Here is a 13,221-nt window from a genome sequence, read left to right as displayed (position 1 = left end):
GCTATGCTTGCGATTGTTAACATTGTTGCTTGCCATCGCATGTCCTTGCCTCAAGCTAGTTCTTCCGTGTCCCAGGCGGCCGACGAATCCTGCGACGTGCTGGTCGTCGGCGGCGGTCCCGCAGGTTCGACCATCGCCACGCTGCTGGCCCGCCAGGGCCGCAAGGTGGTGCTGCTGGAGAAGGCGCACCATCCGCGCTTTCACATCGGCGAATCGCTGCTGCCGGCGAACGTGGAGCTGTTCGACAAGCTGGGCGTGCGTGACCAGGTCGAGAAGATCGGCATGCCCAAGTTCGGCATCGAATTCGTCTCGCCCGAGCATGAGCACCGCAGCTACGTCGAGTTCGGCGAAGGCCTGGACAAGTCGCTCGACTCCGCCTGGCAGGTGCGCCGCTCCGAGCTCGACGAGCTCCTGTTCCGCAACGCGGCCGCCTGCGGGGCGCAGGCCATCGAAGGCTGCAAGGTGCGCGACGTGGCCTTCGATGCCGACGGCGCCACGGTCCAGGCCGAGATGGACGACGGTGCGCGCCGCAACTGGCGCGCCCGCTTCGTGGTCGATGCCACCGGCCGCGACACGCTGCTGGCCAACAAATTCCGCTGCAAGCAGAAGAACCCCGACCACAACAGCACCGCGCTGTTCGGCCACTTCACCAACGCAGAGCGGCTGGAGGGCAAGAAGGAAGGCAACATCAGCATCTGCTGGTTTCCGCACGGCTGGTTCTGGTTCATTCCGCTGGCCGACGGCACCACCAGCGTGGGCGCGGTCTGCTGGCCGTACTACCTGAAGTCGCGCGACAAGCCGCTCAAGGAGTTCTTCTACGACACCATCGCCACCTGCCCGGTGCTGGTCGATCGCCTGAAGAACGCCACGCTGGTCGACGACGCGGTGCACGCCACCGGCAACTTCTCGTACTCCAGCACGCACGCCACGGGCGACCGCTACCTGATGCTGGGCGATGCCTTCACCTTCATCGATCCGATGTTCTCCTCGGGCGTGTACCTCGCGATGCACAGCGCCTTCGACGGTGCGGAGCTGGTGGCGACCGCGCTCGACCAGCCGCAGCGCCTGGCCGCGGCGCGCAAGGGCTTCGAGGCGATGATGCGCAAGGGCCCGCGCGAATACTCGTGGTTCATCTACCGCGTGACCAACCCGACCATCCGCGACATGTTCATGCACCCGGGCAACCCCTTCAGGGTGAAGGAAGGCCTGATGACGCTGCTGGCCGGCGACATCTACCGCGGCACGCCGATGCGCGGCCCCGTCGGCATGTTCAAGGTGCTGTACTACCTCATCTCCATCGGCAACATGCGGCGCACCTGGGAAGGCTGGAAGCGCCACCGCTTCAACGTCCGCGACATGGGGATGCTGAAGGGCGAGACGATCCTCAAGGCGGACTGAGCGCCAGGGCCGCCGCGGCCAGCGCCACCGCGTGCGCAGTGCCCGGTGCGGGGCTGCTGAGCACGTCGATGCCCAGGTCGGCGAGCGCGTCGGCCACCGGCGCCATCGAGGCCTGGGCGAGCACGACGACGTCGGCCTCCGCCGATGCCGCGCGGATGGCGCTGGCAAGCGTCTCGATGTAGCGCGCGCTGTCTCCGGCCTCGAAATGCGGCCATGCGTCCTCGACGAACAGCAGGGCCGGCTGGACGGCGATCCCGGCGTCTTGCGCCGCCGAAAGAACAAGCGCCTCGGTCGGCGCCAGCGTGCTTTCGAGTGCCGCGGCGATCAGCACGCGCGGCCCGGTGCGAACGGCCCTGTCGGCCATGGCCCGATCGATGCGAAGGGCCCTGAAGGCATCGCCGGTGGGCGTGCGTTCGGCGATGGCGCCGATGGTCGAGCAGGTGCACACCACGACCTTCGCGCCTTTCGATGCGGCTTCGTGCATGGCCTCGTGAACGCGGTAGACGAGCCCGGCGTCGTCGACGCCCACGACGCGCGCATCGGCCAGCAACTCTTCGCGGACCACGTGGCGCACGCGCAAGCCAGGCTCGATCCGTCGCACCAGCCGCTCGAAGGTCGGCACATGGACCTGTGCCGTGTGCAGGAAGGCCAGTGCGTCCTTCATTGGCTCCTCAGGCTGCAGCCGCGGCAGCCTCGCGGGCGCGTCGAGCCTCGTAGGCCTTGAGGTGCACGTAGGCGGTGCGCAGCACGGTGGGCACCGTGGCATTGCCGGGCGCCGCGCGGCTCAGGAGGTCGCCGACGATGTGATCGGCTTCCACGGCGGCGCCGCGAGCCATGTCCTTGTACATCGATGCCGTCATCGGCGAGCCGGCGGCCGTGATGATGGCGCGCCCGCGCTGTACGGCGGGAGCGCGCGGCGCGAAGCCGTTGTGGGCGGCGATGGCGCAGCACTCGTCGAAGATCGACAGCGCCACGTCCTGGCCGCCGGCGGCCACGATGTCGCCGATGGAGGCGTGCATGAGGCTCGTGAGGCCGGCTGCCGAGGCGATGAAGACCCACTTCTCCCACATGTCCTGCGCGATGCTCTCGCTGGCCGTGGCGTCGAACTTCGCCCCGGCGAACTGCGCGGCGATGGCATCGACCCGCGCCGACCGGCCGCCCGCGCGCTCGCCGAAGCTCAGGCCGTGCATGTCGTTGAGATGGAGCACGCGGCCCTCGTCGTCGAGGGTGGCGGAGATCATGCACAGGCCGCCCAGCACGCGCTCGCTGCCGAAGCGCTCGGCGAGCCGGTCGATGTGGCTCATGCCGTTGAGCAGGGGGAGGATCACGGTGTCGGGGCCGACGGCCGGTGCGAACGAGTCCATCGTCGAGTCGAGGTCGTAGGCCTTGCTGCCGACCACGATCACGTCGTAGGGCCCGTCGATGCCGTCGGCCAGCATGTGCTTCGGCGAGGGCAGCTGCAGGTTGCCGAAGGGGCTCTGTATCACCAGCCCGGTCTTCGCGAGCTGCGCCGCGCGGCGCGGGCGCAGCAGGAAGGTGACGTCGCGTCCCGCCTCCAGCAGACGGCCGCCGAAATAACCACCGAGTGCGCCGGCACCCACCACGAGAAATCTCATCGCGCTTCGCTCCTGTATCCGACAGTGAAAAGATCGGCCGCGATGATGCCCGGGATCGCCCGTGCGTGCTTCAGGCCGCAGCCTTCTCCAGCAGACGGCCGCGGGCAAAGGGCGAGAGGCCGAGCGCGCTGGCGCGGCCCAGCACATGATCCGCGATCGCGTCGCCCAGCCCGGCCGAGTGCTTGAAGCCGTGGCCCGAGCAGGCCGAGACCACGAGCAGGCTGGGTATGCCGTCGAGTGCGTCGATCACGAAACGGCGGTCTGGCGTCACGGTGTACATGCAGGCGCGTGCCTTCACGGCCCGGCCTCCGATCTGCGGAAAGCGGCCGGCCACGCGCTCGCGGTACATGGCGGCGCTTTCTTCCGCGCTCACGCTGCGGTCGATGGTGGCGGGCGTGGTGGCGTCGACATACTGCTCGGTCGCGACCTTGAGCGCGGGCTGCGCCGGGTCGGAGGCCGGAAAGCCGTACATGTAGTCTTCCGGCCCGTCGCCGAACATCCAGATGAAGATGGGAAAGCGCCCCGGCGCGAAGTCGGCGGCGGCGCTGCCGGTGTCGAACCAGTGCATCACCTGCCGGTGCACGGAGAAGTCGGCCTGCCAGTCGGTGCGCGCCTGTGCGCCGAGGAAGGCGGGCAGCCAGGCGCCGGCCGCGACCACGACGCGGTCGGCCGTGAAGCTCGCGGTGGCGGTGCGCACGCGCAGCACGTCGCCGCTGCCTGTCGGCTCGACGACTTCGACTCGCTCGCCGGTGATCGTCCGTGCGCCCGATGCGCGCGCAACGTCGAGCTGCGCGCCGATGGCCTCCTCTGGCCGCACGAAGCCGGCCTCGTGCTCGAAGTAGCCGATCTCGTCGCCCTGCAGCCTGAACTGCGGAAAGCGCGCACGGATGGCGGCGGCGTCGAGCACCTCGTGCGCGATGCCGAATCGCTCGGCGCAGGCGATGGTGCGGCGCACGAAGTCGGACTTGCCGTGGTGCTCGGCCACGCGGTCGCGCGGCGCGAGGATCAGGCCGCCGGTCGTGGTCATGAGCGACTTGCCGGTGCGCGCCTCGAGCTCGCGCCAGATGGCATGCGAGCGCTGCACGAAGGGCACGTATTCGTCGCCTTCGCCCACGGCCAGCCGCGTGATGCGCGAGTCGCCGTGCGAGGAGCCCTGGTCGTGCGGCGGGGAGAACTGGTCGATGCCGAGCACGCGCGCGCCGCGTTGGGCGAGCTGGCAGAGGGTGGCGGCGCCGAGTGCGCCGAGGCCGACGACGATGACGTCGTGGTGGGAAGATGAATGGGTCACTGATGCGTCCTGCGCCTGGATGGAAGCCCGGATGGAAACGTAGCGAAACGGAACGTGTCATCTTGACGTCGTTCGGCCGCAAGCGGATGAACTTTTCCAGAAAAGGTCATGGGCGCTTCGCATAATCGGGCTCGTCATTCCGACCCTCTCAACCAAGGAGCACATTCATGGCCCAGACCCGCATCGCCGTCATCGTCGGCAGCCTGCGCAAGGATTCCTACAACCACAAGCTGGCCCTCGCCCTGGCGCACCTCGCGCCCTCGGACTTCACCTTCGAGAGCCTGCGCATCGACGACCTGCCCCTGTACAACCAGGACGACGACGGCAACCAGGCCGCGTCGGTGAAGCGCCTGAAGACCGAGATCGCGGCCGCCGACGGCCTGCTGTTCGTCACGCCCGAATACAACCGCTCCATTCCCGGCGTGCTGAAGAACGCCATCGACCATGCCTCGCGCCCCTACGGCCAGAGCGCCTGGGCCGGCAAGCCGGCCGGCGTGGTCGGCATCTCGGTCGGCGCCATCGGCACCGCGCTCGCGCAGCAGCACCTGCGCAACATCCTCGCCTACCTCGACGTTCCCACGCTGGGCGCGCCCGAAGTGTTCCTGCAGGCCAAGGACGACCTGTTCGACGACAAGGGCCACATCGGCAACGAAGGCTCGAAGAAGTTCCTGCAGGGCTGGATGGACAAGTACGTGGCCTGGATCAAGAGCCACTCGGCCTGATCGGCGCCTGTACCCTGCGAAAGCGAAAAAGCCGCCCGGCAGGGGCGGCTTTTTTCGTTGCGGGCGGCGGCGCCGGTCAGGCGGCGATCGCTGCGCTGCGCTGGTTGGCCGCTTCGGCCGTGGTCGCCAGGATGTCGGCGCGGGCGGCGGCCAGGGCCTTGTTGCGGGCCTCGTCGCCCATCGCCAGGCCTTCGGCGCGCACGAAGCGCACGTCGGTGATGCCGAAGAAGCCGAAGATCACCTTCAGGTAGCTCTCCTGGTGTTCCATCGCCTGGCCGCCTTCGCTGGCCGAGTACACGCCGCCGCGGCTCAGGGCCACGATGACGGTCTTGCCGCCGGCCAGGCCCACGGGACCCTTCTCGGTGTACTTGAAGGTGCGGCCGGCCTGCGCGAGGCGGTCGATCCAGGCCTTGAGCTGGGTCGGGATCGAGAAGTTGTAGAAGGGCGCGCCGATCACGACCACGTCGGCCGCGAGGAACTGGCTCACCAGCTTTTCGGACAGGTCGTTCTCGCGCTGCTGGGCCGGGGTGGGCTGGGCCTGCACGCCCGTCTTGATGCCCAGCGCGTCGGCGCCGAAGTGCGAGGGGGTGTCCACGGCCAGGTCGAGGTACTCGACGGCGGTGTCGGGATGGGAGGCACGCCATGCGGTCACGATTTCGGCCGAGAGCAGGCGCGAGGTCGAGTTGGTGCCGAGGATGCTGGAGTCGATGTGGAGCAGCTTCATTTCAATCGATCACTTTCTGTATGGCTGTCGGCGCTCAAGATGGCCGGCGGATGGAAGAATTCTATTTTTCGATCGAGTAATCGATAAGTAGCCAAAATATGGCTACATCGTTCCATCTGCAGGACAATGGCGGACATGCAAGACCTCAACGACATGGTTTTCTTCGCCGAAGTGGCCGAGCGCGGCGGCTTTGCGGCCGCCAGCCGGGCGCTGGGTATCCCCAAGTCGCGCCTCTCGCGCCGGGTGGCGGAGCTGGAGGAGCGCCTTGGCGTGCAGCTGATGCAGCGCAGCACGCGGCGGCTGTCGCTCACGCCGGCCGGCGAGATCTACCTGCGGCATGCTTCCGCCATGCGCGACGCGGCCCAGGCGGCGGCCGAGGCGGTGGCCCAGGTGCAGACCGAACCCAGCGGGCTGGTGCGGCTGAGCTGCCCGGTCACGATCGCCCACAGCGGCCTGGCGCAGCTCATGCCTGTGTTCATGGAGCGCTATCCGGCCGTACGCATCGACATGAAGGTGATCAACCGGCCGGTCGACCTGATCGAGGAGGGCATCGACATCGCCTTGCGCGTGCGCCCCGTCATCGAAGACAGCACCGTGCTGGTCGCCAAGACCTTCGGCTACAGCCGCGGCGTGCTGGTGGCGAGCCCGGGGCTGCTGAAGCGATATGGGCCGGTGCAGACGGTGGCCGACCTGGCCAAGCTGCCCACGGCGGCCATGTCGGTCAACGGGGAAGGGCGCGCCGACTGGCGGCTGGAGGGCCCGAACGGCGAGAGCGTCGTCCATTCGCACATGCCGCTGTACGTGGCGGACGACCTGGCCACGCTGCAATACGGCGCGCTGGGCGGTGTCGGCGCGACCATGCTTCCTGACTACATGTGCCGCGCCGACGTGGAGGCCGGCCGGCTGGTGAGGCTTCTGCCGGGTTGGGGCCCGCCGCCGGTGATCGCGCACATGGTGTTTCCGGCGCGGCGGGCGCTGGTGCCGGCGGTGCGGAAGCTGATCGATTTCCTGATGGAGCACCTGCAGAGCGCTGACATGCGGATGTTCTAGCGCGGGGCGGGAGCAGCGCGTTATGCGGAAAACGTCATATCCAAACAAGCAGATATTCGTTTGGCATTGAAGCAAGGGTTCGCACAATCCGGGACTCCCATCCAATCCAGGAGCGACCATGGCTACTCTGCGTCTAGGCGACACCGCCCCCAATTTCACCCAGGATTCGAGCGAAGGCCCCATCGACTTCTACCAATGGGCCGGTGACTCGTGGGTCGTGTTCTTCTCGCACCCCGCCGACTTCACCCCCGTGTGCACCACCGAGCTCGGCAAGACCGCGGCGCTGTCGGGCGAATTCGCCAAGCGCGGCGTGAAGCCCATCGCGCTGAGCGTGGACCCGGCCACCAAGCACAAGGAGTGGATCGGCGACATCAACGACACGCAGAACACCACGGTCAACTTCCCCATCATCGCGGACGCCGACCGCAAGGTGGCCGACCTGTACGACCTGATCCACCCGAACGCCTCGGCCACGGCCACCGTGCGCAGCGTGTTCATCATCGACCCGAAGAAGGTGATCCGCACCACCATCACCTACCCGGCGTCCACCGGCCGCAACTTCGACGAGATCCTGCGCGTCATCGACTCGCTGCAGCTCACCGACAGCCACAAGGTCGCCACGCCCGTGAACTGGAAGGACGGCGACGACGTGGTCATCATCCCGGCCATCCAGGACCCGGCCGAGCTGGCCGAGCGCTTCCCCAAGGGCTTCAAGGCCGTGCGCCCGTACCTGCGCATCACGCCGCAGCCGAACAAGTAAAGCGGGCGAGAAAGGCAACGCCGTCATGCAGACCCGCGTCGTGATCGTGCCTGGTTGGCGCGACTCCGGGCCCGGCCACTGGCAGAGCCTGTGGGAGGAGCGCATCCCGGGCGCTGCGCGCGTGGTGCAGGACGACTGGGCTTCGCCCAAGCGCGAGGCGTGGGTGAGCACGCTGGCCAGGCTGGTGCTGGAGAGCGATGGCCCGGTGGTGATCGCCGCGCACAGCCTCGGCTGCATCGCCACGGCTCACCTGCCGGCAGAGGCCGCGGCCCGCATCCAGGGGGCGCTGCTGGTGGCACCCGCCGACCCCGAGCGCCGCGCCGTGCTCTCCGATTTCGCACCCGTGCCATATGCCGCGCTGCCGTACCGCAGCATCGTGGTGGCCAGCAGCAACGATCCGTACTGTCCGATCCGCCTGGCGGGCGCTTATTCGCGCGCCTGGGGCAGCGAGTTCGTCCGGATGCAGAATGCGGGCCACATCAACATCGATTCGGGGCACGGGGAGTGGCCGCTGGGCCTTGCCTTGCTCCAGTCGCTGACCGACGAGCCCGCCGCATGGTCGGCGGGGCGTGAATTTTCAGAAAACCTGGCAACTACATGACTTCCAGAATCAAGACCTTCGTCGCCGTGCTCGCGCTGGCGTCCTCCGCACTCGCCGGCAGCACCGCCTTCGCCCAGGGCACGGGGCTGCTGAATGCTTCCTACGACGTGGCGCGCGAGTTCTACAAGGACTACAACGCGGCCTTCGTGGCGCACTACAAGAAGGCGACCGGCAAGGACGTGAAGATCGACCAGTCGCACGGCGGCTCCAGCGCGCAGGCCCGCGCGGTGGCAGACGGCCTCGACGCCGACGTGGTGACGATGAACACCTCCACCGACATCGACTTCCTGGCCAATGCCGGCGTGGTCGCGAAGGACTGGAACAAGAAATTCCCCGAGAACGCAGCGCCGACCACGTCGACCATGCTGTTCCTCGTGCGCAACGGCAACCCGAAGGGCATCAAGGACTGGGACGACCTGGTCAAGCCCGGCGTGCAGGTCGTGATCGTCAACCCCAAGACCGGCGGCAACGGCCGCTACGCCTACCTGGCCGCCTGGGGCTACGTCAAGAAGAAGGGCGGCACCGACGCCCAGGCCGCCGAGTTCGTCGGCAAGCTGTTCAAGAACGTGCCGGTGCTGGCACGCGGCGGCCGTGATGCCACCACCGCCTTCCTGCAGCGCAACATCGGCGACGCGCTGATCACCTTCGAATCGGAAGTGGTCTCCATCGACCGCGAATTCGGCACCGGCAAGGTCGATTCGGTCTACCCCTCGATCAGCATCGTGGCCGAGAACCCGGTGGCCGTGGTCGAGCGCACCGTCGCCAAGAAGGGCACCGGCGAGCTCGCCAAGGCGTACCTCGACTGGCTGTATTCCGAGGAAGCGCAGGAAATCGCCGCCAAGCACGCGCTGCGTCCGCGCTCGCAGGCGGTGCTAAAGAAGTACGCATCGACCTTCAAGCCGCTGCAGCTCTTCACGGTGCAGGAACTGTTCGGCAGCCTCGGCGAAGCGCAGAAGGTGCACTTCAACGACGGCGGCCAGTTCGACAAGCTGTACACGCCCGGCGGAAAGTGAAGCACACCCCCAGTCTTCGCGCACTACGTGTCGCTTCGCCAACCCCCTTGCAGGGGGCAGCACCAGCGGCCCGGCAAAGCCGGTTCCGCGGTGTTCCACGAAGTGACCAGCGCTTCAACAACGGACCGTTCTCATCATGAGTGGTGTGACTTCTTCGGCGCTCCCGACCGCGGGAGCGCCTTTTTCGCGTGCCAACCGGGCAGGGGGCGCCAAGCGCGTGCTGCCCGGTTTCCACATCACGCTGGGCTTCTCGATCCTCTACCTGAGCCTGATCGTGCTGATCCCGCTGTCGGCGCTGGTCTTCAAGACCTTCACGCTGAGCTGGGAGCAGTTCTGGACGGCAGTGACCGCGCCGCGCGTGATGGCCTCGTACCGGCTGACCTTCGGCGCCTCGCTGCTCGCCGCCATGGTGAACGCGGTGTTCGGCCTGCTGGTGGCCTGGGTGCTGGTGCGCTACAAGTTTCCGGGCAAGCGCATCGTCGATGCGCTGGTCGACCTGCCGTTTGCGCTGCCCACGGCCGTGGCCGGCATCTCGCTGACGGCGCTGCTGGCCGGCAACGGCTGGATCGGCCAGCTGCTCGAGCCGCACGGCATCAAGCTGGCCTTCACGCCGGCGGGCGTGGTGATCGCGCTGATCTTCATCGGGCTGCCCTTCGTGGTTCGCACGGTGCAGCCGGTGCTGGAAGACGCCGAGAAGGAGCTGGAGGAAGCAGCCACCTCGCTGGGCGCGACACGGCTGCAGACCTTCACCAAGGTGATCTTCCCGTCCATCGCGCCGGCGCTGCTGACGGGCTTTGCCATGGCCTTCGCGCGGGCCATCGGCGAGTACGGCTCGGTGATCTTCATCGCCGGCAACATGCCGATGATCTCGGAGATCACGCCGCTCATCATCATCGGCAAGCTGGAGCAGTACGACTACGCGGGTGCCACCGCCGTCGCGCTGGTGATGCTGGTCATTTCCTTCCTGCTGCTGCTGGTCATCAACGGCCTGCAGGCCTGGCAGCGTCGCCGTTCGGGGAGCTGACATGAGTGCCCCTTCCAAAGTCGTTCGCCGCGCGCAGGCCGGCACCACCGAAGCCGCCTGGGTGCGCTGGCTGCTGATCGGCATCGCGCTCGGCTTCATGTTCCTGTTCCTGGTGCTGCCGCTGGCCGCCGTGGCGACCGAGGCCCTGCGCAAGGGCGTCACCGCGTACATCGATGCGCTGAAGGAACCCGACGCCTGGAGCGCCATCCGCCTGACGCTGATCACGGCCGCCATCGCGGTGCCGATGAACCTGGTGTTCGGCGTGGCCGGCGCCTGGGCCATCGCCAAGTTCGAGTTCCGCGGCAAGGCGCTGCTGACCACGCTGGTCGACCTGCCGTTCGCGGTGTCGCCGGTGGTGGCGGGCCTGATCTACGTGCTGGTTTTCGGTGCGCAGGGCTGGCTGGGCCCATGGCTTGCCGAGCACGACATCAAGATCATCTTCGCCGTGCCCGGCATCGTGCTGGCGACCGTGTTCGTGACCTTCCCGTTCATCGCGCGCGAACTCGTGCCGCTGATGCAGGCGCAGGGTACCGACGAGGAGCAGGCCGCCATCGTGCTGGGCGCGACCGGCTGGCAGACCTTCTGGCGCGTGACGCTGCCCAACATCAAGTGGGGCCTGCTGTACGGCGTGATCCTGTGCAACGCGCGCGCCATGGGCGAGTTCGGCGCGGTGTCGGTGGTGTCGGGCCACATCCGCGGCCAGACCAACACCATGCCGCTGCACGTGGAAGTGCTCTACAACGAATACCAGTCGGTGGCCGCCTTCGCTGTGGCTTCGCTGCTGGCGATCCTGGCGCTGGTCACGCTGGTGATCAAGTCGGTGATCGAATGGCGCCACGAGCGCGAGATGAAGGCCATTGCCGAGCTGCCCCCGGAACGGCCCCCTGAAGCCACGGCGGCCTGAGCCCTGAGAGAGAAGAAATCATGAGCATCGAAATCCGCAACATCAGCAAGCAGTTCGGCGACTTCCGCGCGCTGCGCGACGTGAGCCTCGACGTCGATTCGGGCGAGCTGGTCGCTCTGCTCGGCCCTTCGGGCTGCGGCAAGACCACGCTGCTGCGCATCATCGCGGGGCTGGAGACGGCCGACACGGGCAGCATCCTGTTCTCGGGCGAGGACACCACCGACGTGCACGTGCGCGAGCGGCAGGTGGGCTTCGTGTTCCAGCACTACGCGCTGTTCCGCCATATGACCGTGTTCGAGAACGTGGCCTTCGGCCTGCGCGTGAAGCCGCGCAAGGAGCGCCCGAGCGACGCGCAGATCAAGGCCAAGGTGACCGACCTGCTCAAGCTGGTGCAGCTCGACTGGCTGGCCGACCGCTATCCCTCGCAGCTCTCCGGCGGCCAGCGCCAGCGCATCGCGCTGGCCCGTGCGCTGGCGGTGGAGCCGAAGGTGCTGCTGCTGGACGAACCCTTCGGCGCGCTCGACGCCAAGGTGCGCAAGGAACTGCGGCGCTGGCTGCGCCGGCTGCACGACGAGCTGCACGTCACCTCCATCTTCGTCACGCACGACCAGGAAGAGGCGCTCGAGGTGGCCGACCGCGTGGTGGTCATCAACAAGGGGCAGATCGAACAGGTGGGCTCGCCGCAGGAGGTGTGGGACCAGCCCGCGAGCCCGTTCGTCTACGGCTTCCTGGGCGACGTGAACCTGTTCCACGGCCGCGCCGACAACGGCGCGGTGCAGCTCCAGGGCATGCGCCTCGAATCTCCGGAACACAGCGGCGCGCGCGACGCCAAGGCGCGTGCATACGTGCGTCCGCATGACATCGACGTGACACCCTACGCGAGCGGCGCCTCGGGCATCGTCGCCACGCTGTCGCGCGCGATCGTCGTCGGACCCATCGCGCGGCTGGAACTTGAGCCCACGGAATCGAATCCAGATAATCCGGGCTCCGGAACCATCATCGAAGCGCAACTCCCTGCGCAACAGTTCCGCGATCTGGGCTTGAAGGAGGGCGACACCGTCGTCGCCAATCCGCGCAAGGCCAGAGTGTTCGTAGAAGAAGATTGGGTATCTCCTTGATCGATTGGTACTTCGGCGCGCCGCGCCGCGCGTTCGGCTTGATCTGCCTTGCCTGTGTCCTGATGCTGGCCTTCGGGCTCTACCTGCAGCACGTGGTCGGGCTCGAACCTTGTCCGATGTGCATCGTGCAGCGTTACGCGCTGGTGCTGGTGGCGCTGTTCACCGGGCTGGCCGGGGTGTTCCGCAACGTGGGGCTGCGGGTCGTGGGCGGTGTGCTGGCGCTGCTGGCCGCGCTGGGCGGTGCCTATACGGCGGCCTCGCAGAGCTGGCTGCAGTGGTATCCGCCCGAAGTCGTGAGCTGCGGCCGCGATCTCTACGGGATGATCGAGACCTTTCCGCTGAAGCGCGCGCTGCCGATGATCTTCCGCGGCGGTGGCGACTGTTCGAAGGTCGACTGGTCGCTGTTCGGACTGACGCTGGCGAACTGGTCGTTCATCGCGTTCGTGGTTCTGTCGCTGCTGCTGATCACGCTGCTGGTGCGTTCGCGTCGCGCACGCTGAGCGTCTTCTTCAGGCCTCCGGAAGCCGCCCCTTGGAGGGCGGCTTTTTCACGCCGCGAGGCTCAGTTGAACCAGCCTTGGCCTGAGAAGCCGCAGGCCATTTCTTCCAGCAGGCTGCGCCAGTACCAGCGGCTCGCGCAGCTCTCGACCAAAGCGGTATTCACGGGCTGAGCCCTTTCGGGCTTGGCGGCGGGGGCGACAAGGCTCAGCAGGTCTTCCCGGGCCGACACTTCTTCCGCCTTGAGCTTCGACGCAGGCGCTCCGACGCTGGCGATGACGCCCGCCGTCTGCAGCGCGTCGCTGTCCTGCGGCATGTGTGCCGCGCTCGCTGCGCCGCTGAAAGCCAGCAGCGTTGCAATTGCACCACCCAGAGCTGCATTGCGCAGCAGCGTTTTCGACTGTTTGAATTTCATGGTCGTTTCCCTTAATTGAATGTGTCGGAAAAAAGATGCCCCGGCCGCGAAAAAAAGGATATTCGCGGACCATGGCATCTGCTGTGTCGGG

15 protein-coding genes are annotated in these 13,221 nt (G+C 67.4%); 10 read left to right on the top strand and 5 right to left on the bottom strand.

Features of this window, described 5'->3' with window-relative positions:
- The first annotated feature begins 39 nt into the window (after positions 1-39).
- Complete coding sequence (locus ACTJLF_RS02150; protein ID WP_416489103.1) at positions 40-1,398, top strand: NAD(P)/FAD-dependent oxidoreductase; 1,359 nt, start codon at positions 40-42, stop codon at positions 1,396-1,398.
- Here the strand turns inward: ACTJLF_RS02150 and ACTJLF_RS02145 are convergent.
- The 3 genes from ACTJLF_RS02145 to solA form a co-directional block, all read right to left on the bottom strand.
- On the bottom strand, positions 1,385-2,062 hold the full coding sequence (locus ACTJLF_RS02145; protein WP_440882401.1) for an Asp/Glu/hydantoin racemase: 678 nt from the start codon (positions 2,060-2,062) through the stop codon (positions 1,385-1,387). The two genes, ACTJLF_RS02150 and ACTJLF_RS02145, sit on opposite strands and share 14 nt — an antisense overlap.
- A gap of 7 nt (positions 2,063-2,069) precedes the next feature.
- Positions 2,070-3,014 (bottom strand): 2-dehydropantoate 2-reductase, encoded by a 945-nt coding sequence (gene panE / locus ACTJLF_RS02140; protein WP_440882400.1) that lies wholly within the window; start codon positions 3,012-3,014, stop codon positions 2,070-2,072.
- Between the two features lie 70 nt (positions 3,015-3,084).
- On the bottom strand, positions 3,085-4,302 hold the full coding sequence (solA, locus tag ACTJLF_RS02135) for an N-methyl-L-tryptophan oxidase (RefSeq protein ID WP_440882399.1): 1,218 nt from the start codon (positions 4,300-4,302) through the stop codon (positions 3,085-3,087).
- A gap of 167 nt (positions 4,303-4,469) precedes the next feature.
- On the opposite strand from solA, the gene ACTJLF_RS02130 reads away from it, so the two are divergent.
- Positions 4,470-5,024, top strand: a complete 555-nt coding sequence (locus tag ACTJLF_RS02130; protein WP_019652885.1) for an NADPH-dependent FMN reductase — start codon at positions 4,470-4,472, stop codon at positions 5,022-5,024.
- Between the two features lie 76 nt (positions 5,025-5,100).
- On the opposite strand, the gene ACTJLF_RS02125 is transcribed toward ACTJLF_RS02130, so the two are convergent.
- Positions 5,101-5,748, bottom strand: coding sequence for an FMN-dependent NADH-azoreductase (locus tag ACTJLF_RS02125; protein WP_019652884.1), 648 nt, complete (start codon positions 5,746-5,748; stop codon positions 5,101-5,103).
- A gap of 135 nt (positions 5,749-5,883) precedes the next feature.
- On the opposite strand from ACTJLF_RS02125, the gene ACTJLF_RS02120 reads away from it, so the two are divergent.
- The 8 genes from ACTJLF_RS02120 (at position 5,884) to ACTJLF_RS02085 (ending at position 12,718) form a co-directional block, all read left to right on the top strand.
- Entirely contained in the window at positions 5,884-6,798 is a 915-nt protein-coding gene (locus ACTJLF_RS02120) for a LysR family transcriptional regulator (RefSeq protein WP_026346206.1), read from the top strand.
- A 118-nt stretch (positions 6,799-6,916) separates the two neighbouring features.
- Positions 6,917-7,558, top strand: a complete 642-nt coding sequence (locus ACTJLF_RS02115; protein WP_019652882.1) for a peroxiredoxin — start codon at positions 6,917-6,919, stop codon at positions 7,556-7,558.
- Positions 7,559-7,583: 25 nt separating this feature from the next.
- A complete protein-coding gene (locus ACTJLF_RS02110; protein WP_440882398.1) occupies positions 7,584-8,159 on the top strand; it encodes an RBBP9/YdeN family alpha/beta hydrolase in 576 nt (191 codons plus the stop codon).
- Positions 8,156-9,172, top strand: coding sequence for a sulfate ABC transporter substrate-binding protein (locus ACTJLF_RS02105; protein WP_126181671.1), 1,017 nt, complete (start codon positions 8,156-8,158; stop codon positions 9,170-9,172). The genes ACTJLF_RS02110 and ACTJLF_RS02105 overlap by 4 nt, the downstream gene beginning before the upstream one ends.
- Before the next feature lie 136 nt (positions 9,173-9,308).
- Positions 9,309-10,196 (top strand): sulfate ABC transporter permease subunit CysT, encoded by an 888-nt coding sequence (gene cysT, locus ACTJLF_RS02100; RefSeq protein ID WP_132750892.1) that lies wholly within the window; start codon positions 9,309-9,311, stop codon positions 10,194-10,196.
- Between the two features lies 1 nt (position 10,197).
- The gene (gene cysW, locus ACTJLF_RS02095) at positions 10,198-11,100 is read left to right on the top strand and encodes a sulfate ABC transporter permease subunit CysW (RefSeq protein WP_019652878.1); all 903 of its coding nucleotides are present in this window, start codon (positions 10,198-10,200) and stop codon (positions 11,098-11,100) included.
- 20 nt (positions 11,101-11,120) lie between these two features.
- On the top strand, positions 11,121-12,218 hold the full coding sequence (locus ACTJLF_RS02090) for a sulfate/molybdate ABC transporter ATP-binding protein (RefSeq protein ID WP_126181674.1): 1,098 nt from the start codon (positions 11,121-11,123) through the stop codon (positions 12,216-12,218).
- A complete protein-coding gene (locus ACTJLF_RS02085) occupies positions 12,215-12,718 on the top strand; it encodes a disulfide bond formation protein B (RefSeq protein ID WP_019652876.1) in 504 nt (167 codons plus the stop codon). Before ACTJLF_RS02090 ends, ACTJLF_RS02085 begins: the two co-directional genes overlap by 4 nt.
- A 61-nt stretch (positions 12,719-12,779) precedes the next feature.
- Here ACTJLF_RS02085 and ACTJLF_RS02080 read toward each other — a convergent pair whose 3' ends face one another.
- Positions 12,780-13,130 (bottom strand): hypothetical protein, encoded by a 351-nt coding sequence (locus ACTJLF_RS02080; RefSeq protein ID WP_132799038.1) that lies wholly within the window; start codon positions 13,128-13,130, stop codon positions 12,780-12,782.
- Positions 13,131-13,221 lie beyond the last annotated feature (91 nt).

This window comes from Variovorax sp. 22077, from assembly GCF_052044195.1.
Taxonomy (GTDB): Bacteria; Pseudomonadota; Gammaproteobacteria; order Burkholderiales; family Burkholderiaceae_C; genus Variovorax; species Variovorax atrisoli.
Note: the sequence above shows the minus strand (reverse complement) of the source record. Positions and strands in the feature narration are given on the sequence as shown.

Bases quoted from the DNA above. Each gene is read 5' to 3' on its own strand.
- ACTJLF_RS02105 (WP_126181671.1), top strand. From the start codon at position 8,156: ATGACTTCCAGAATCAAGACCTTCGTCGCCGTGCTCGCGCTGGCGTCC.
- ACTJLF_RS02120 (WP_026346206.1), top strand. From the start codon at position 5,884: ATGCAAGACCTCAACGACATGGTTTTCTTCGCCGAAGTGGCCGAGCGC.
- cysW (WP_019652878.1), top strand. From the start codon at position 10,198: ATGAGTGCCCCTTCCAAAGTCGTTCGCCGCGCGCAGGCCGGCACCACC.
- ACTJLF_RS02150 (WP_416489103.1), top strand. From the start codon at position 40: ATGTCCTTGCCTCAAGCTAGTTCTTCCGTGTCCCAGGCGGCCGACGAA.
- ACTJLF_RS02130 (WP_019652885.1), top strand. From the start codon at position 4,470: ATGGCCCAGACCCGCATCGCCGTCATCGTCGGCAGCCTGCGCAAGGAT.
- ACTJLF_RS02115 (WP_019652882.1), top strand. From the start codon at position 6,917: ATGGCTACTCTGCGTCTAGGCGACACCGCCCCCAATTTCACCCAGGAT.
- ACTJLF_RS02090 (WP_126181674.1), top strand. From the start codon at position 11,121: ATGAGCATCGAAATCCGCAACATCAGCAAGCAGTTCGGCGACTTCCGC.
- ACTJLF_RS02125 (WP_019652884.1), bottom strand. From the start codon at position 5,748: ATGAAGCTGCTCCACATCGACTCCAGCATCCTCGGCACCAACTCGACC.
- ACTJLF_RS02110 (WP_440882398.1), top strand. From the start codon at position 7,584: ATGCAGACCCGCGTCGTGATCGTGCCTGGTTGGCGCGACTCCGGGCCC.
- ACTJLF_RS02145 (WP_440882401.1), bottom strand. From the start codon at position 2,062: ATGAAGGACGCACTGGCCTTCCTGCACACGGCACAGGTCCATGTGCCG.
- ACTJLF_RS02080 (WP_132799038.1), bottom strand. From the start codon at position 13,130: ATGAAATTCAAACAGTCGAAAACGCTGCTGCGCAATGCAGCTCTGGGT.
- cysT (WP_132750892.1), top strand. From the start codon at position 9,309: ATGAGTGGTGTGACTTCTTCGGCGCTCCCGACCGCGGGAGCGCCTTTT.
- panE (WP_440882400.1), bottom strand. From the start codon at position 3,014: ATGAGATTTCTCGTGGTGGGTGCCGGCGCACTCGGTGGTTATTTCGGC.